Here is a 17,604-nt window from a genome sequence, read left to right as displayed (position 1 = left end):
CCCGCGTGCGGCTCGGAGGGAAGCGCGGGCACGGAACCAGGAGGTTGAGAGGGCGCGCACGACTGCGCCCGCGAACTACGGGAGTGCGCGCGTGACGTGCTCGAGCCAGCGGGCGACGGTGGCCAGCTCGTCGGGGGTGAAGCCCTCGGTGAGGCGGTCGTTGAGCTCGGCGAGCGCGGCGCGGACGTCGTCGAGCGCCGCGGTGCCGGTGGGCGTGAGGTCCAGGCGGACGGTGCGTCGGTCGTCGGGGTCGGCGCGACGTCGCACGAGGTCGGCGCGCTCCATGCGGGCAAGCAGGCCGCTGGTGCCGGCGGGGGAGGCCTGCAGGGCGGTCGTGACCTCGCCGATCGTCGCGCCGGGGTGGTCGGCGAGGTGCAGGAGCACGCCGGCGGCGGGGGCGCCGAATCCCTGGCCGCCGTTCCCGGTGCCGTGCGCGCTGCCGCGTCGCGCGATCCAGCGCCGCATCTGACGCTCCGCCGCGGTGGTGAGGAACACCAGCCGTGGCGGTCGACGCGTCATCCTCGCGGCTTCCTGGCAGGGAAGCGGACGTTGCCGTCCTCCTGCGCCGGGGCGGCCCCCGCGCGGGCGTCGAGCCAGGCGAGGAGCTCGGGCCAGAGCGTGTCGCGCAGGCCCCGGCGGAAGAAGCCCATGTGGCCGATCCTCTCCACGCCGCCGTCGGTGGGGCTCCACGTCCGTCGCTCGACGCGAGCGGCCGTGAGGCGGTCGGTGATCGCGTCGATCTGGGTGGGGGTGGCCCACGGGTCGTCGGTGAACCCGACGGCGAGGACGTCGCCGGTGACGCGGGCCGCGTCCGCGGCGGCGTGCATGGTCGGGTCGTCGAAGAAGTAGCCCGGCAGGGTCGACCAGCGGCCCCACTCGAGCATCGCGGCGGCGGGCATGTCCTCCCCGAGGCTCAGGCGGCGGCCGGGGACGTAGCCGAGCATCCGGGCCGTCGCGGGGCCGAGCACCCGCAGGATCAGTCGGACGCGCGCCCGCTCGGCGCGGTCGGGGACGGTGGACGTCGCGGCGACGTGGGACGCGACCGTGACGAACCCGGCCAGGCCTCGGGAGCCCCGTCCGAGCGCGAGCGCGTGCCCGCCGATGCTGTGCCCGACGGCGAGCTGCGGCACGTCGCCGAACCGCGGGCGGGCCCACGCGGCGACCGCGGGGACGTCGTCGGCCATCCAGTCGCGCATGCGCAGGCCGCGGTGGGCGCGCGGGCTGCCGGACCGGCCGGTGCCACGGTAGTCGTAGGTGACGGCCACGTACCCGTGGGCGGCGAGGAACTCCGCGAACCCCGTGTACAGGCGCTCGGGGACCGCCGTCGCGGGGTGGATCACCACGACGCCGCGGGGCGGCTCCGCGGCGGGCCTGCGCACCGTGCCGACGACCCAGCCGCCCGCCGGGATCTGGATCCGCAGCTCCTCGGAGTCCACCGTCGCCAGGTCGTCGTTTCGCATGCGAAGTACCCTAGCGGGCGTGCGAAGCACGTGGACGAGCGGCCGAGAACGGGTCGTGTGTGGCACGCTTCGGTCGTGAATCCGCCGAACCGGCCGCGACGGGGCTTCTGGTACCAGGTGTGGCGACCGTTCCGAGCCCTCGGGCGCGGCATCGCCAGAGTCCTCGAGCTCGTCGACCTCGTCGGCGTCGTCGTGAACGTCGGGCGCGGCATCGTCTGGCTCGTCCGGGGCGTGGGAAGCGTCGTGGCGCGTGTCGTCGACTGGTGACGGCCCGCACTCGGGCCGAGAGCCCGCCTTCGACCGCGCAGGACGGCCTCGACGACGGCGAGCGGTACGCCATGACGACGACAGGGGAGACCGACCATCCATGACACTGACGCTTGAACCGATCCTGCGCAGCGGGCTCATCGACCCCGCGGAGGCCCTCGTGATCCGGCACGCCTTCGTCAAGGAGCACGAGGACACGGGCCTGCCGGGCATCCACGCGGACTCGACCGACGACGAGATCCTGGCGTACACACGCCGGCAGTCGGCGTCGCCGCGGATCTTCCCGGCTGCTCCGCCGGGCATCTGGGTCGTGTTCGTCCGCGAGGGCGGAGACCGGGCGCGGCTGTGGTCGGTGCTGGAGAACCGCGGTGAGGTCTCGAACGACGGGGCCCTCCGCACGTTCGACCTGGTCAGGTCCGAGCGGCTCGCGGACCTGAGGGACCGGTTGGTGATCGGTTGGCGGTCGCCGCGCACGTGGCGGCTCAACGGCCCGACCGCGGCGGGATATCCGGTCATGGAGATCGCCGACGTGCGGCCCGTGCCGTTCCCGGGGTTCGACCGGCTCGTGCTGGACCATGCGCAGCTGCAGGCGGTGATGCGCGAGCACCGCTATGCCGCGTGGCGCACGGCGCTGGCCTCCGTCGTCGGTGTCTACCTGATCACCGACACCCGCGACGGTCGGCACTACGTGGGCAAGGCCGACGGTGCGGAGAGCATCCGGCAGCGCTGGACCGCGTACGCGACCAACGGCCACGGTGGCAACGTCGAGCTGCGCACCGTCGACCCGACCTACTTCCGCTTCTCGCTGCTGCGGGTGTTCGACCCGTCGACACCGACGCGGGTGATCGACGAGGCCGAGAGCCACTTCAAGGTCGCCCTGGACTCGCGGAGGCACGGCCTGAACCGGAACTGAGATCCGGGTGTGGCGTGGCGAGCCGCCGCGGCCGCCCGCGGCGCCGGCAGCCCGGGTCGTCGCGACACGAGCCTGCCGCGGCGCCGGTCCCCCGTGAGAGCTACCCCGACTGCTCACCCGGGGGTGATTCGCCGGAGCGCCCGGATTCCTAGCGTTGCTGGTGGTCGCCCAGCTGGGCGGTCAGGCACAGCGACGGAGGCCCGCATGAGCACGACGACCACGACACCCCGCCCCCGGACCGGGGAGGACGACGGCCCCGGACCGGCGTCCCGCTTCCTGCGGCACCCCCTGACGTGGATGCTGATCGGCGTGGTCGGCGTCGCCCTCGTCGGAGGTCTGACGGCGTCGGCCGAACAGTTCCTGCTGCTCCCCGTGCTGGGCGCGGCGCTCGCGGTCGTCGTCTACCGGGTGGTCATGCGGTTCGTCGCCCACCGCCGCACGCCCGAGCTCGCCGGCCGCCGCGCGGTGCCGGAGGCGCTGCTGGGCGCCGCGGTCGGGCTCGGCTTCGTCGCGGTGTCCGCGGCCGTCGTCACGGTCCTCGGCGGCTACACGTTCCGCGTCGCCGACGGCGACCTCCTCGCGGTGGTGGCACCGATCGTCGCAGTGACCGTCGGCGCCGCCGTCACCGAGGAGCTCATGTTCCGTGGCTTCGCGCTCCAGGCGCTCGAGCGTCTGCTCGGGAGCTGGGTCGCGCTGGGGATCACTGCCCTGTTCTTCGGTCTGACGCACCTGTTCAACCCCGCCGCGACCGCGTGGAGCGCGCTGGCGATCGCGATCGAGGCGGGCGGACTGCTCGGCGCCGCGTTCCTCTGGCGGCGGAACCTGTGGTTCGCCATCGGCCTGCACCTCGCCTGGAACGCCACGATCGCGTTGCTCGGCATCCCCGTCTCGGGGCACGCCTCCGCGGGCCTGCTGGTCGCCGACGTCTCGGGGCCGAGCCTGCTGACGGGCGGAGCGTTCGGCATCGAGGGATCGGTGGTGACCGTGGTGCTCGGCGCGCTGATCGCCGTCCCGATGCTCGTGCTCGCGCACCGGCGTGGGACGTGGGTCCCGGCCCGCCGTCGTCGCCCGTAGGCTCGGGCCGTGCCCGACAACCCCGTCCTCGACCGGGCGTCACGCCCCGGTGAGCCGCGTCGACGGTGGCGACCGGGACGGCAGGTCGCGCTGGACACGTCGCTCGCGGTCGCCCTCGCGGTGCTCGGGTTCGTCCCGACGCTCTCGACGATCGGGGTCGAGCTCGGCGACCTGCCCGAGCGGACGACGGACGCGCTGACGGTGACGCTCGCCCTCGCGCAGTGCCTGCCGCTCGCGTTCCGCCGCCGCGTACCCGGGGTCTGCCTCGCCGTCGTCGGCGCCGCCTTCGCCGCGGCGCAGGTGCTGGCCTGCCCGCCGACGTTCGCGAGCGTCGGCCTCTACGTGGCGCTGTACACCGCCGGGGCCCACCTGGCGCGGTTCCGCCGGAGCGTCGCCGCCGCGGTGACCGGGGGCTACGTCGTCCTCGCGGCCACGCTGTCCGGCCTCGGCTCGCCCAACCGGCTGCCCGTGTTCCTCGCGTTCTACCTCGTCCTGGTGGTGGTCTGGTCGGCCGGTGCCGAGGTGCGTCGTCGGCGGGCCGAGGAGGTCGAGCGTCGGCGTCTCGCGGCCACCGTCGCGACGGCCCAGGAGCGCGCGCGGATCGCGAGGGACCTGCACGACGTCGTGACGCACCACGTGACCGCGATGGTCGTACAGGCCGACGCCGCGCAGTACCTCCTGCCCGCGGCGCCCGACCGCGCCGCCGAGGGGCTCGTCGCGATCAGCGGCACCGGGCGACGCGCCCTGACGGAGCTCCGGCACCTGCTGGGCGTGCTCGAGGCCACGGGCGAGCCGACGCCGGCGGAGCGGGCGCCCGTCCTCGGCCGCGTGGGCGACCTCGTCGACCAGGCCCGCCGGTCCGGCCAACCGGTGGAGTGGACCGAGGAGGGCGGACGGCGCGACCTGCCCGACGCCGTCGGGCTCGCCGCCTACCGGGTGGTGCAGGAGGGCTTGACCAACGCGCTCAAGCACGCTCCTGGGCGCCCGACCACGGTCCGCGTGCGGCACGGCGCCGACCACGTCGAGGCCGAGGTGAGCACCGGCGGACCCGACTCGTCGGTCACCAGGCCGGGACCTCCGTCGCCGGACCGGCCCGCCACCGTGGGCGCGGCACCACCGGCACCACAGTCACCACCGGCACCGTCAGCACCGTCGGCCGGTCGCGGGCTCGCCGGCCTGCGCGAGCGCGTCCGGGTCCTCGACGGGGACCTGGAGGCCGGACCGACGCCCGGCGGAGGGTTCCGCGTGCGGGCCCGGATCCCCACCGCCCCGACCACCGCCCCGACCAGGAGCAGCCCATGACCCTCCCGCCGCCGGAGCCACGGCCCCCGATCCGCGTCCTGGTCTGCGAGGACCAGGAGCTGGTGCGGGTCGGCTACGTCACCATCTTCTCCGCGCAGGCCGACATGGAGGTCGTCGGTGAGGCGCAGGACGGCCGGGCAGCCGTCGAGGCCGCGCGACGGCTGCGACCCGACGTCGTGGTCATGGACGTCCGGATGCCCGTGCTCGACGGCATCGAGGCGACGCGGCAGATCGCCGGCCCCGACGTCGGGACGCCGACCAAGGTGCTCATGGTGACCACGTTCAACGTCGACGAGTACGTCTACGAGGCGCTGCGCGCCGGGGCGAGCGGGTTCCTGCTCAAGGACGCCCCTCCCGGCGAGCTGGTCGACGGCATCCGGACGATCGCCCGGGGCGAGTCCCTGCTCGCCCCGACCGTCACCCGCGCCCTCATCGGCCGCTACGCCGAGCGCGTGCGGCCGACCGACGCCTCCCGCCCCGAGCGGGACGAGGTCGTGCGCGCCCTGACCCGGCGCGAGCTCGAGGTGCTCGAGCAGCTCGCCGCCGGGCTGTCCAACGCGGAGATCGCGAGCGTGCTCGTCATCACGCCGGAGACCGTCAAGACGTACGTGTCCCGGATCCTGGCCAAGCTCGGCCTGCGCGACCGGGTGCAGGCGGTCGTGCTCGCCTACCGGGTGGGCCTGGTCTCGGCGACGGGCTGAACGTGGGTGGGCCGACGGGTCGGTCCCCGTCGGCCCACCGCCGGCCCACCGTCGTCGCGCGCGTCAGTCGCAGGCGGCCCCGTCGAGCGTGAACCCGGTGGGGTCGGGGTGCGCTCCGGCCGTCGTGGTCGCGCCGTTGTAGCCGAACGTGACCGACTGCCCCGGCGCGATGCTCGACTGCCACGCCGGGTGGGTCGCCGTGACCGTGGTGCCCGACTGGGCGACGGTCGCGCTCCATCCCGGTGCGTCGACCCGCTGGCCCCCGGGGTAGTCGAACGTGACGACCCAGTCGTCCACGGTCGCCGCGGACGTGTTGGTCACCGTGACCGACGCGGTGTACCCGGTGCTGGCGCCGCCCCAGGCGGCCGCGGAGTAGTCGACGGTGCACGCGCCCGTGGGCTGCTCGGGGGTGCCGCCGTCGTCCAGCGTGGTGAACGTGACCGTCCGGGTCCCGGAGACCGCCCCGGTGTGGTCGTTCCGGGACCGGACCTCCAGGGTGTACGCGGTGTCGGGCTCGAGCCCGTCGAGGTCGACCATGGGTGACCCGTCGGTGCTCGCGACCACCTGTCCGGTGCCGGGGTCGAGGACGTCGTACCCGGTGACGCACCCGGACTCGGCGGCTCCCCACATGACGTGCGCACCGGTCGCGGTGACGGACATGGCCATCACCGTCCCCGGGGCGCCCGGCGCCTCGTCGGGGCACGCGGGTTCGGTCGGCTCGCCGCGGTCGTCGCCGATCCCCGTGACCTCGCCGTCTCCGCCGTCGAACGCGACGTCCGAGCACGAGTAGAAGTTCTCGTTGCTGTCCGAGCGGACCCAGTGGGTGAAGACCATGTGGTCGCCGGTGCGGTCGGCCGGGAGGGTGACGTCCCAGTAGTAGTAGTTCAGAGCACCGGGCCCGCCGGTGTCGGGCGGGTCGGTCATGGAGTCGACCAGCTCGAGGTCGCTCCAGGCGAGCGGGCCGGACGGGTCCCAGCCCTCGCGCGTCACGTACACGTCGAAGCGCCCGGGGTGCTCGGCCCAGTTGTTGTGCTGGAACTGGTACGTCTCCCCGGCGGTCAGGTGCGTCCGGGGCCAGTCGTCCCGCACGGCGTTGAACCCGCTGAAGTCGTACGGGCCGCGTCCCCCGCCGTCGCAGATCTGGCCGTCGGGTATGTAGCCGACCGTCCGGCCCGCGCCGTTCGAGTCCAGGTTGCCGAACCAGTTGTAGTACGCCGAGGTCCCGCTGACCGCGTAGGCGTTCGCGCACGCCTCGTTCTGCGGGTCGACCTGGCCGTTGCCCGTCTGGCCGTCCACCCAGCACAGGTACTGGCGGCTCCCCGGGAACACCTCCGCCCCGTGCGCGGCCGCCGGGGCGGGTGGCGAGGCCGCCACGAGGCCGGCCGCGCCGAGGACCGCCGCGGCGGCCCACGCTGCAATGCGTCGCATCTCTCCAGCTCCTTCGCTCTCGGATGTCGAACACGACGACCATGCCTCGCACCCCACCCTCGGGGGCAGCCGCCTAATCGATTCGGACCGGCGCCGACCCGACGCCGGTGCGGCCGTCCGGTGGGAGGGTGCGCCCCGGCGTCGGGCACGGGGGAGGATGGGGGCGGGGGACACCGACCCGAGAAGGAGACCCATGCCCGCGCCCACGACGCCCACCCGTGAGTTCGTCACCGGCCTGCCCAAGGCGGAGCTGCACCTGCACCTGGAGGGCACGCTCGAGCCCGACCTCAAGCTGCGGCTCGCGCAGAAGAACGGGATCGACATCGGCCAGACGACGGTCGAGGAGGTGCGCGCGACGTACGCCTTCGACTCCCTGACGAGCTTCCTCGCCGTGTACTACCCGGCGATGGAGGTGCTGCAGACGGCGGACGACTTCTACGAGCTCGCGGACGCGTACCTCGCCCGCGCGGCCGCCGACGGCGTCAAGCACGCCGAGATGTTCTTCGACCCGCAGGCGCACACGTCGCGCGGGGTGCCGTTCGAGGCGGTCGTGACGGGCTACCACCGTGCCGCGGCCGAGGCGCCGGCCCGGCACGGCGTCGACGCGCACCTCATCCTGTGCTTCCTGCGCGACCACTCGGCGCAGAGCGCGGCCGAGACGCTCGAGGCGTCGGTGCCGTTCCGGGACAAGATCCTGGGCGTCGGGCTCGACTCCGACGAGCGCGACAACCCGCCGCAGAAGTTCGCCGAGGTGTTCGCGCGCGCCCGCGAGCTCGGCTACCGGCTGACGATGCACTGCGACATCGACCAGGTGGGCAGCATCGACAACATCCGCACCGTGCTCGACGAGATCGGCGTCGACCGCGTGGACCACGGCACGAACGTCGTCGAGGACCCGGCGCTCGTCGACGTCGTGCGCGAGCGCGGCCTCGGGCTCACGTGCTGCCCCGTCTCGAACTCGTTCGTCACCGACGACATGAAGGCGACCGAGATCGCGGGCCTGCTGCGGTCGGGCGTGCGCGTCACGGTGAACTCGGACGACCCCGCGTACTTCGGCGGCTACGTCGCCGACAACTACCTGGCGCTCGCGGACGCGGCGGACCTGACAACGGAGGAGGTCGTGCAGCTCGCGCGCAACTCGTTCGAGGCGTCGTGGCTGGGCGACTCCCAGCGGGCCGCCTTCCTCGCCGAGATCGACCGGTACGTCGCCGCGTACGACGCGACCGCAGTCTGACCCGCGCCCGCCGCACCGAGGGAGAGCCCCGGTCCGCCGAGGGAGAGGCGTGGTCATGACCACGCCTCTCCCTCGCGGGACCGGGGCTCTGCCTCGCGGTTCTGGGCGCTCGTCCCGCGCAGACGTACCGGGGAGTAACGTGTCGGGGACCGCCGCCGCCGTCGGCTCGGCGGCGAGCACCCCCGCAGGGGGTGAATAATCTCCGGGTGCCGCACGTTGGCACGCACGGGACCGCGCGCGGAACGGCCGTCCGCGGCCCCGCACGCGGGCCCCTGCCCGCAGGAGCACCACGACCACAGGCTTGGCGAGAGGGCGACCAGAGCTCATGAAGGATGTGCTGTACGTCAACGGCGGGACCCCGCTGGACGGGACGATCACCGTGCGGGGCGCGAAGAACTTCGTGTCCAAGGCGATGGTGGCGTCGTTGCTGGGGGAGTCGCCGAGCGTGCTGCGCAACGTGCCGCAGATCCGCGACGTCGGCGTCGTGACGGGGCTGCTGGAGCTGCACGGCGTGGCGGTCAAGTCCGACCCGGACGCGGGGATCCTCGACCTGGACCCCTCCAACGTCGAGTCGGCGCACGTCGCGGACATCGACGCGCACGCGGGCTCGAGCCGCATCCCGATCCTGTTCTGCGGCCCGCTGCTGCACCGCCTGGGCGAGGCGTTCATCCCCGACCTGGGCGGGTGCCGGATCGGCGACCGGCCGATCAACTACCACCTGGACATCCTGCGCCAGTTCGGCGCGGTCGTGGACAAGCGCGAGAACGGGATCCACATCCGCGCCCCGCGCCGCCTCCAGGGCACCAAGATCGCGCTGCCGTACCCGTCGGTGGGTGCGACCGAGCAGCTCCTGCTCACGGCCGTGCGCGCCGAGGGCATCACGGAGCTGGCGAACGCCGCGATCGAGCCCGAGATCATGGACCTCATCGCCGTCCTGCAGAAGATGGGCGCGATCATCTCGGTCGACACCGACCGCGTGATCCGCATCGAGGGCGTGGACCGCCTCGACGGGTACACGCACACCGCGCTCGGCGACCGCATCGAGGCGGCGTCCTGGGCGTCGGCCGCGCTCGCCACGGGCGGCGACATCACGGTCAAGGGCGCGACGCAGCCCGAGATGATGACGTTCCTCAACACGTTCCGCAAGGTCGGCGGCCGGTTCGACGTGCAGGACGACGGCATCCGGTTCTGGCACCCGGGCGGCGACCTGAACCCGATCGTGCTCGAGACCGACGTGCACCCCGGGTTCATGACCGACTGGCAGCAGCCGCTCGTCGTCGCGCTCACCCAGGCCAAGGGCCTGTCGATCGTGCACGAGACGGTGTACGAGAACCGGTTCGGCTTCACCGACGCGCTGCGCGGCATGGGCGCCACGATCCAGGTCTACAAGGAGTGCCTCGGCGGGCGCGACTGCCGGTTCGGCCAGCGCAACTTCCACCACTCCGCGGTGATCTCCGGCCCGACGCCGCTGGCCGCGGCCGACATCGAGGTCCCCGACCTGCGCGGCGGCTTCTCCCACCTCATCGCGGCCCTCGCGGCGAAGGGCACCTCCACCGTGCGCGGCATCAGCCTCATCGACCGCGGCTACGAGAACTTCCAGGACAAGCTGGTCGCGCTCGGCGCCGACGTCCGTCGCGGCTGACCCGGCAGCGTCCGTCGCCGCAGGTCATGACGCCTGTCACGGCGGTGCGACGGGCGCGCGTGGGACGCTGGTCGACGTGATCACCCGACCACGCACGTTCCTCGACGTGTGGAGCCGTCGGACCGCGCCCGAGCGGTTCGACGCCTACACGCGCTGGTCGCTCTACCTGCTCTCGCTGTTCGAGCCGTTCCTCGCGCTCGCGCTCGTCGGCACCGACCAGACGTTCCGGCCGGGAGTCGTCGGGGCGTGGTTGCTGCTCGTGCTGGTGCACACGACGACGAGCATCGCCGTGCTGCGCGCGGGCGTGGTGCACTTCCTCGGGGGACCCGCGGTGAGGCCGTGGCTGCTCGCCCTCCACGGTGCCGCGTCCGTCGCGGTCGCGGTGGTCGGGTTCTGGACCTTCCCCGTCGGGTCGGCGGAGGACGTCGCCGGGAGCGCCCGGTACTACGCGCTCCTGCTCGGGTTCGGGTTCGGCACGCTCGCGGTCGTGCCCCTGCTGACCTTCCGGCGCCTCGCCCTCCTCGGTCTCCTGTTCGGCGCGGTCACGGGGTGCTCCGTGTGGGTCGGGACCGGGCCGGTCACGTCGACGACCGCGGGCCTGGCGTTCGGCCTCGGCCTGTCGGGCACGATCATGCTCGTCGCGGTGTTCGGGTCGTACCGCGTCTCCGTGTGGATGCTCGGCATCGTGTGGGAGCAGGAGCGCACGCGCGTGCTCCACGCGCGGCTCGCCGTCGCGGAGGAGCGGCTGCGGTTCTCCCGCGACCTGCACGACGTCTTCGGCCGGACGCTGTCCGTCGTCGCCGTGAAGAGCGAGCTCGCCGCCGAGCTGGCGGCCCGGGGTCGTCCCGGCGCGGAGGAGCAGATGCTCGAGGTGCGCCGGATCGCGCAGGACGCGCTGCGCGAGGTGCGCGCCGTCGTCGCCGGGTACCGCACCGCGGACCTCGGCGCCGAGCTCGTGGGCGCGCGCTCCGTGCTGCGCTCGGCGGGCATCGAGACGACCGTGCACGGCGACGAGACGCCGGTCGGGACCGCGGCGCAGGAGGCGCTCGCGTGGGCCGTGCGCGAGGGCGTCACGAACGTCGTGCGGCACTCCACGGCTCGCGCGTGCACGATCACGGTGCACCGGGACCGGGTGTCGAGCGTGGTGGAGATCGTCAACGACGGCGCGCCCGCGGGGTCGGGCGACGGGCGCGGCTCGGGGCTGGTGGGGCTCCGGGAGCGGCTGGAGGGTGCGGGCGGGAGCCTGCAGACGTGGTCCGACGGCGGTCGGTACGGCCTCGTCGCGCGCGTGCCCGACGACGGCGCCGCGCGGGGGGAGCCGGCGCGGGGCCCCGCCCCCGTCCTTCCCGCCCCCACCACCGAGAGGACCACGCGCGCGTGATCCGCATCCTGCTCGCCGACGACGAGAACCTCATCCGCGACGCCGTCGCGTCGCTCCTGGCGCTCGAGGACGACCTGGAGGTCGTGGCGCAGGCGGCCTCCGGCCCCGAGGCCGTCGCCGCCGCGCTCAAGCTCCAGCCCGACGTCGCGGTGCTCGACCTCCAGATGCCAGGACTCGACGGGGTCGAGGTCGCGCAGCGCCTCGCCCACGACCTGCCGTCGTGCGGTGTGGTGATCGTCACGAGCCACGGGCGGCCCGGGTACCTCAAGCGGGCGCTGGAGGCAGGTGCGCGCGGGTTCCTGCCCAAGACGGTCTCGTCGCGCGTCCTCGCGGACGTCGTGCGGCAGGTGCGCGACGGCGGCCGCTACGTCGACCCCGAGCTCGCCGCGGAGGCGATCGCCGCGGGCGCCAGCCCGCTCACCGCGCGCGAGGCGGACGTGCTCGAGCTCGCCGCCGACGGGGCGCCCGTCGAGGAGATCGCGACGCGCGCCCACCTCGCCCCCGGGACGGTGCGCAACTACCTGTCGTCGGCCGCCGCGAAGCTCGGGGCGGCGAACCGCCACGAGGCGGCGCACGTGGCGCGGCGGCACGGCTGGATCTGAGCGGAGTGCCGCGCCCGGTAGGCTCGGTGACCGTGCCGAGCCTGCCCGAGACCCCGCGCGCGTACAAGAACCTCGCGTTCTTGCTGCGCCCGATCCTCTTCGCGATCACCCGCCGTGACTGGCGCGGTGCGGAGAACCTGCCCCCGACCGGCTTCATCGCCGCGGCGAACCACGTCACGGAGTTCGACCCGTTGACGCTCGCGCACTTCCTCTACGACCAGGGACGCGCCCCCAAGATCACGGCCAAGGCGTCGCTGTTCACCGTGCCGGTCCTGGGCGGCATCCTGCGCCGCACGGGCATGATCCCGGTGCACCGCGGCACGTCGGGCGCCGCGCAGTCCCTCGTCGACTCCACCGCGCGCCTCGACGAGGGGGAGTGCGTCGTGTTCTTCCCCGAGGGGACGCTGACGCGCGACCCCGACGGCTGGCCCATGGTCGGCAAGACGGGCGTCGCGCGCCTCGCCCTGACGAGCCGCGCCCCCGTCGTGCCCATCGCGCAGTGGGGCGCCGAGCAGCTCCTCGCTCCGTACGGCAAGGTGTTCAAGCCGATCCCGCCCAAGCGGGTCGCCGTGCACGCGGGCCCGCCCGTCGACCTGTCCGACCTCTACGACCGTCCGCAGGACACCGCGACGCTGCGCGAGGCGACGGAGCGCATCATGGCGGCGATCACGCGCCAGCTCGAGGAGATCCGTGGCGCGAAGGCGCCCGCGGAGCGCTTCGACGTGCGTCAGCACCCGGGTTCGGAGCGCCGCCGGTGACCGGGGACCAGACCGTCGAGATCAGCCCGATCCCGTCCGGCACGGACGACGCCCCTGCCGCGGAACGCGTCGTCGCGGCGGTCCTCGGCTCGGGGAGCTGGGGCACGACGTTCGCCGCGGTGCTCGCCGACGCCGGCTGCGAGGTCCGCCTGTGGGGCCGCGACCCCGAGGTCGCCGCGCAGGTGAACTTCTCGCGCCGCAACGAGAAGCGGTTGCCGGGCATCGAGCTGCCCGCGGGGATCCGGGCCACGACCGACGCGCGCGACGCGCTCGCCGGGGCGGGCCTGGTGGTCGTCGCGATCCCCTCGCAGGTCGCGCGCACGACGCTCGCCGAGCTGCGCCCGCACCTGGAGCCCGACGCCGTCGCGGTCTCGCTCATGAAGGGCGTCGAGCTGAGCACGGACCGCCGCATGAGCGAGGTGGTCGCGGAGTCCCTCGGGCTGCCGCCCGAGCGCGTCGCCGTGGTCTCGGGCCCCAACCTGGCGCGGGAGATCGCGCACCGTCAGCCGACGGCGACCGTCGTGTCGTGCGTCGACGAGGACGTGGCGCGGTACGTGGCGCGGGCGTGCTCGTCGTCGTACTTCCGTCCCTACACCAACCGCGACGTCGTCGGGGTCGAGCTCTGCGGGGCGGTCAAGAACGTCATCGCGCTCGCCGTGGGCATCGCGCAGGGCCGGGGCTTCGGCTGGAACACCACGGCCACCGTCATCACCCGTGGCCTCGTCGAGATCACGCGCCTGGGCCTCGTGCTCGGTGCCGACGCGGCGACGTTCGCCGGCCTCGCGGGCATGGGCGACCTCGTCGCGACGTGCTCGTCGCCGCTCTCGCGCAACCACACGCTCGGCAAGCACATCGGCCAGGGGCTGAGCCTCGACGACGCGATCGCCGCGACCGGCGGCACGGCCGAGGGCGTCAAGTCCTGCCGGTCGGTCCTCGAGCTCGCGCGGAAGGTGGGCGTCGAGATGCCGATCACGGCGGGGGTCGTCGCGGTGCTGCATGAGGGCATGCCGGTCGACGAGATGGCGCGCGGCCTCCTCGCGCGACCGCAGAAGGCGGAGGGGATCTCGGCAGAGCGCTGACGCCGACCGCGGCGACCGCTGCGGACGTCAGTCGTCGTCGCGGACGTCGACGACCACGCGCGTCGGGTCCTCGAGCGAGAACACCCGGAACGGGCGCTGCTCGTCGTCGACCCCGACGAACGCCTGCGTGTAGCCCTCGAAGACCCCGCGCAGCAGGACCTCCTCGACCTCGCCGTCGTCCCCCGCGCGCACCGGGTTGGGTCCCGCGTACTCGTCGACGCCGGTGTCCATGGGGTACCCCGAGCCGGAGATCATGACCTGGAGGTAGGCGTCGCCGTCGACCGCGACGACGTCGCCCTTGCCGTCGTCGACGGGCTGGTCGACGTACTCGACGCGCCAGCCCGGCGTCCCGGTGCCGCCGAGCTCGAAGACGACGCGGTCGAACCCGTCGTGGTGCCCGACCCGGACGTCCGTCACGGTGAGCGCCGCGTCCGCGGAGGGGTCCTGGATGTCGGGATCGGTGTTCGCAGGGAACGGGAGCGGTGCCTCGGTCGCGTCGTCGGCGGGCGTCCACGAGTCGTCCGTCGGGCTCTCGCCCGGCTCGTCGGACGGCGAGCCCGTGGGGCTGGGCGAGTCGCTCGTCGCGGTGCCCGACGGCGACGGGGAGTCGTCCGTGCCGCCCGGCGTGCACGCGGCGAGGACCAGGACCAGCCCCGCCGCCGCGGCCGCTGCCGCGGGGCGTCGCCGCGACCTCGCCAGGGCGCGTCGTCCTCGTCGGCTTCCGGTCTGCACCGCTCGTCGTGTCCTCATGACTCGATCGTAGAAAGCGCAGGTCACGCCCGCGCGGCGGGCAGAGCACGGTCCGGTGCCGGTCGGGTCACGGCGGTGTCTCGGCGCGCCCTCGACGCCGTCCCGGGGTCGTGCGCGCGCGGGCCCTCGCCGCAGTGGTCCGGTCCGGGTGGTCGACGTTAGTCTCGGAGGATGCTGCAGGGGATCGGCGCAGACGTGGCGGGCCTGCTCGTCGTGGTCGCACTCACGGTGCTGCTCGTCGTCGGGATCACGCGCTTCACCTCCGGCGCCGAGGCGCGCGCCCGCCGCGACGCGGGCGGGGGCGAGAGCGCGTCGTCGGGCATGTTCGGCGAGATCGTCGAGATCTTCCAGCCGAGCCGCACGCACCTCACCGAGGAGAAGGAGCGCCAGCGCCTCGACATCGTGCAGCGCCCCGCGGAGGGGCGTCCGTTCGACGTCGACCTCGACGACGGCGTCTTCTACGTCCCGACGGACCCGACCGACCCGGCGGACACGCCCCACCCGTCGCCGCCCGGGCGCCCGGACGTCGAGGCGCGGTAGCGCACCTCGGAGGAGGTCAGCCGGCGGGAGCCCGCAGCGCTCGGTCGAGGTCCCGCCAGAGGTCCTCGACGTCCTCGATGCCCACGGAGAGCCGCAGCAGGTCCTCGGGGACCGTGCGGGACTCGGTCGCGAACCGGCGCCGACGCTCGAGGCTCGACTCCACGCCGCCGAGGCTCGTCGCCGGCACCCACAGGCGCACGGCCGCGACGACCGCGTCGGCACCCGGTGCCCCGCCGCGCGGCCGGACCCCGAGGATCGACCCGTAGCCGGTCATGAGGCGCGACGCACGCTCGTGACCGGGGTCCGTCGGCAGGCTCGGGTGGCGCACCTCGACGACGTCGGGGTGGTCGGCGAGCCTCCTGGCCAGCTCGGCCGCGTTCGCCTGGGCGCGCTCGACACGCAGGGCGAGGGTGCGCAGGCCGCGCAGCGCGAGCCACACCTCGAACGGCCCGGGGATCGAGCCGTGCAGGGTCCGGTACGCGCGCAGCGCCGCGACGAGCTCGGGCGTCCGGGCCACCGCGGCGCCGAGGACGACGTCGGAGTGCCCGGCGAGGTACTTGGTCACCGAGTGCACGACGACGTCGGCGCCGTGCGCGAGCGGCTGCTGCCCGAGCGGGGTCGCGAACGTGTTGTCGACGGCGGTGAGGACGCCACGCTCGCGCGCGGCGGCGAGGAGCACCGGCAGGTCCGCGACCTCGAGCATGGGGTTCGTCGGCGACTCGACGAGCAGGAGCGAGGCGCCGTCGAGCGCGTCGAGCACCTGCTCGGTGTCCGCGACGTCGACGCGGACGACCTCCACGCCCGCGCGCGCGGCGAGGTCGTCCGCGAAGCCGAGCGTCACCTGGTAGGCGTGCCGCGGGAGCACGACCTTGCCGCCGGCCGGCACGAAGGAGAAGACGGCCGCGACCGCGGCCATCCCCGAGGCGAACACCACGCCCGGTTCCGCGGCACCCTCGAGCGCGGCGAGCGCCTCCTCGAACGGGTGCCACGTCTCGGTGTCCATGCGCGTGTACAGGAGCTCGCCGGGTTGCTGTACACCCTGCGAGACGTATGTCGAGGACAAGACGATCGGCGGGTTCACGGGCGCGCCCTGCGCGCGCTCGGGCCGTCCGGCGGCGACGGCGACGGTCGCGGGGGAGAGGGCGGCGGGCACGTGCGGGTCGCTCATGGCCGCAGCGTACGCCCGCCTGCGCGACGGCTGCCCCGAACAACCACCCCCTGACCACCCGACTCGGCGGGTGGACGAGAGGGGATCAGGCGAGCGTGCCCAGGAGGGACTGGGCGACCGTCGAGTGGGCCGACTCGTCGTCGGAGGGGTGGAAGATCCCCGCGAGAACGTCGCGGTACAGGCGGCCCAGCTCGTTGCCGGCGAAGTAGCTCGACCCGCCCGCGACGCGCACCATCTGGTCGACGACCGTCTTCGCCGTCTCCGTGGCACGCACCTTGAGGCCGGCGGTCGCGCGGAACCAGCCGGCACCGCGGTCCACGAGCGCGTCGATCTCGCCCGCGACGGTGTCGATCTGCGGCCAGACCGCGTCGAGCGCGAGCGCGGCGTCGGCGAGGCGCCACCGGACGTCAGGGTCCTGGGCCAGCGAGGCGCCGTCGTTCTTCATCGACGTGCGGCGGCGCGCGGCCGCGACGCCGAGCTCGAGCGCGCGCTCCGCGATCCCGGTGTACACGGAGGCGAGCAGCGTCTCGAACGTGGTGAAGATCCCGACGACGAGCGGGTCGAGCGTGGGACCGGGCGCGAGGCGGCGCACGACGCGGTCGGCGGGCGCGTGCGCGCCGTCGAGCACGGTCGAGCGGGACTGCGACGCGCGCATGCCCATCGTGTCCCAGTCGTCGAGCACCTCGACGCCCGCGTCCCGGGCGACGAACGCGTGCACGAGGCGGGGTGCGTCGTCGGACGTCGTGTCGAGCCCGAGGACCCCGAGTCGGGTCCAGGCGGGCGAGTTCGACGTGAAGATCTTGCGGCCGTGGAACGTGTAGCCGCCCGCGCCGTCGGGCCGTGCCTCGGTGCGCGAGCCCAGGAGGACGAGGTCGTTGCCGCCCTCGGAGTAGCCGAAGCCGAACACCTCGCCCCGGCTCGCCTCCTCGAGCAGCCAGTCGAGCGAGGAGTCTCCGCGCTCGTGCAGGTAGCGCGCGACGCCGGTCCACACGTGGTGCATGTTCACCGCGAGCGCCGTCGCGGGGGCCGCGCCCGCGAGGCGCGCCTGCTCGTGCGCGACCTCGCGCAGGCCGAGCCCGGCGCCGCCGAAGGACGCGGGGACGAGCGCGCGCAGGTACCCCGCGTCGGTGAGCGCCGCCAGGTCCTCGTCGAAGAACGCGTTGTCGCGGTCGTAGCCGGCCGCGCGGTCGCGGACAGCGGCGAGCAGGTCGTCGGACAGGAGGGTGCGGGGCTCGGGGAACGGGGGAGCGAAGGGGGAGGGGGAGGACGACGGGGCGACGGGCGTGGGCATGGCCTGCCTTCGGT

General features: G+C 74.2%; 18 protein-coding genes. 12 read left to right on the top strand and 6 right to left on the bottom strand.

Annotated elements, in window-relative coordinates; all coding sequences use genetic code 11:
- Window positions 1-75: 75 nt before the first annotated feature.
- Window positions 76-519: a MarR family winged helix-turn-helix transcriptional regulator gene (locus tag ACFC2L_RS12245; protein WP_375824578.1), complete on the bottom strand. Its 444-nt coding sequence runs from the start codon at window positions 517-519 to the stop codon at window positions 76-78.
- Complete coding sequence (locus tag ACFC2L_RS12240; protein WP_375824577.1) at window positions 516-1,460, bottom strand: alpha/beta fold hydrolase; 945 nt, start codon at window positions 1,458-1,460, stop codon at window positions 516-518. Before ACFC2L_RS12240 ends, ACFC2L_RS12245 begins: the two co-directional genes overlap by 4 nt.
- 75 nt (window positions 1,461-1,535) lie before the next feature.
- Here ACFC2L_RS12240 and ACFC2L_RS12235 point away from each other — a divergent pair, with 75 nt between their 5' ends.
- From ACFC2L_RS12235 to ACFC2L_RS12215, 5 genes are all read left to right on the top strand, one after another.
- Window positions 1,536-1,727, top strand: a complete 192-nt coding sequence (locus ACFC2L_RS12235; protein WP_375824576.1) for a hypothetical protein — start codon at window positions 1,536-1,538, stop codon at window positions 1,725-1,727.
- A 100-nt stretch (window positions 1,728-1,827) separates the two neighbouring features.
- Complete coding sequence (locus tag ACFC2L_RS12230; RefSeq protein WP_375824575.1) at window positions 1,828-2,640, top strand: GIY-YIG nuclease family protein; 813 nt, start codon at window positions 1,828-1,830, stop codon at window positions 2,638-2,640.
- 204 nt (window positions 2,641-2,844) lie between these two features.
- Window positions 2,845-3,714 carry a lysostaphin resistance A-like protein gene (locus ACFC2L_RS12225; protein WP_375824574.1) on the top strand — a complete coding sequence of 290 codons (870 nt, stop codon included), beginning with the start codon at window positions 2,845-2,847 and terminating at the stop codon, window positions 3,712-3,714.
- Between the two features lie 9 nt (window positions 3,715-3,723).
- On the top strand, window positions 3,724-5,016 hold the full coding sequence (locus ACFC2L_RS12220) for a sensor histidine kinase (RefSeq protein ID WP_375824573.1): 1,293 nt from the start codon (window positions 3,724-3,726) through the stop codon (window positions 5,014-5,016).
- Entirely contained in the window at window positions 5,013-5,717 is a 705-nt protein-coding gene (locus ACFC2L_RS12215; RefSeq protein WP_375824572.1) for a response regulator, read from the top strand. The genes ACFC2L_RS12220 and ACFC2L_RS12215 overlap by 4 nt, the downstream gene beginning before the upstream one ends.
- 63 nt (window positions 5,718-5,780) lie before the next feature.
- Here the strand turns inward: ACFC2L_RS12215 and ACFC2L_RS12210 are convergent, their stop codons facing one another.
- Window positions 5,781-7,145: a lytic polysaccharide monooxygenase gene (locus tag ACFC2L_RS12210; RefSeq protein ID WP_375824571.1), complete on the bottom strand. Its 1,365-nt coding sequence runs from the start codon at window positions 7,143-7,145 to the stop codon at window positions 5,781-5,783.
- A gap of 193 nt (window positions 7,146-7,338) precedes the next feature.
- Between ACFC2L_RS12210 and ACFC2L_RS12205 the strand changes: the two genes are divergently transcribed.
- From ACFC2L_RS12205 to ACFC2L_RS12180, 6 genes are all read left to right on the top strand, one after another.
- Window positions 7,339-8,379, top strand: coding sequence for an adenosine deaminase (locus ACFC2L_RS12205; RefSeq protein ID WP_375824570.1), 1,041 nt, complete (start codon window positions 7,339-7,341; stop codon window positions 8,377-8,379).
- 325 nt (window positions 8,380-8,704) lie between these two features.
- Window positions 8,705-10,021 carry a UDP-N-acetylglucosamine 1-carboxyvinyltransferase gene (gene murA / locus ACFC2L_RS12200; protein ID WP_375824568.1) on the top strand — a complete coding sequence of 439 codons (1,317 nt, stop codon included), beginning with the start codon at window positions 8,705-8,707 and terminating at the stop codon, window positions 10,019-10,021.
- 76 nt (window positions 10,022-10,097) lie between these two features.
- Window positions 10,098-11,402, top strand: a complete 1,305-nt coding sequence (locus ACFC2L_RS12195; protein ID WP_375824567.1) for a sensor histidine kinase — start codon at window positions 10,098-10,100, stop codon at window positions 11,400-11,402.
- On the top strand, window positions 11,399-12,004 hold the full coding sequence (locus ACFC2L_RS12190; protein WP_375824566.1) for a DNA-binding response regulator: 606 nt from the start codon (window positions 11,399-11,401) through the stop codon (window positions 12,002-12,004). Before ACFC2L_RS12195 ends, ACFC2L_RS12190 begins: the two co-directional genes overlap by 4 nt.
- A gap of 32 nt (window positions 12,005-12,036) precedes the next feature.
- On the top strand, window positions 12,037-12,762 hold the full coding sequence (locus ACFC2L_RS12185) for a lysophospholipid acyltransferase family protein (RefSeq protein WP_375824565.1): 726 nt from the start codon (window positions 12,037-12,039) through the stop codon (window positions 12,760-12,762).
- A gap of 29 nt (window positions 12,763-12,791) precedes the next feature.
- On the top strand, window positions 12,792-13,841 hold the full coding sequence (locus ACFC2L_RS12180) for an NAD(P)H-dependent glycerol-3-phosphate dehydrogenase (RefSeq protein ID WP_375824687.1): 1,050 nt from the start codon (window positions 12,792-12,794) through the stop codon (window positions 13,839-13,841).
- A gap of 27 nt (window positions 13,842-13,868) precedes the next feature.
- Here ACFC2L_RS12180 and ACFC2L_RS12175 read toward each other — a convergent pair whose 3' ends face one another.
- The gene (locus ACFC2L_RS12175) at window positions 13,869-14,591 is read right to left on the bottom strand and encodes a hypothetical protein (RefSeq protein ID WP_375824564.1); all 723 of its coding nucleotides are present in this window, start codon (window positions 14,589-14,591) and stop codon (window positions 13,869-13,871) included.
- A 171-nt stretch (window positions 14,592-14,762) separates the two neighbouring features.
- On the opposite strand from ACFC2L_RS12175, the gene ACFC2L_RS12170 reads away from it, so the two are divergent.
- Entirely contained in the window at window positions 14,763-15,131 is a 369-nt protein-coding gene (locus ACFC2L_RS12170; protein WP_375824563.1) for a DUF6191 domain-containing protein, read from the top strand.
- Between the two features lie 16 nt (window positions 15,132-15,147).
- Here the strand turns inward: ACFC2L_RS12170 and ACFC2L_RS12165 are convergent, their stop codons facing one another.
- Window positions 15,148-16,299, bottom strand: coding sequence for a trans-sulfuration enzyme family protein (locus tag ACFC2L_RS12165; protein WP_375824562.1), 1,152 nt, complete (start codon window positions 16,297-16,299; stop codon window positions 15,148-15,150).
- An 85-nt stretch (window positions 16,300-16,384) separates the two neighbouring features.
- Complete coding sequence (locus tag ACFC2L_RS12160) at window positions 16,385-17,590, bottom strand: acyl-CoA dehydrogenase family protein (protein ID WP_375824561.1); 1,206 nt, start codon at window positions 17,588-17,590, stop codon at window positions 16,385-16,387.
- Between the last annotated feature and the right edge of the window lie 14 nt (window positions 17,591-17,604).

Source organism: Cellulosimicrobium sp. NPDC055967, from assembly GCF_042269845.1.
Taxonomy (GTDB): domain Bacteria; phylum Actinomycetota; class Actinomycetes; order Actinomycetales; family Cellulomonadaceae; genus Cellulosimicrobium.
The sequence above is the reverse complement of the archived record's forward strand: the minus strand, read 5'-3'. Positions and strand labels throughout refer to the sequence as shown.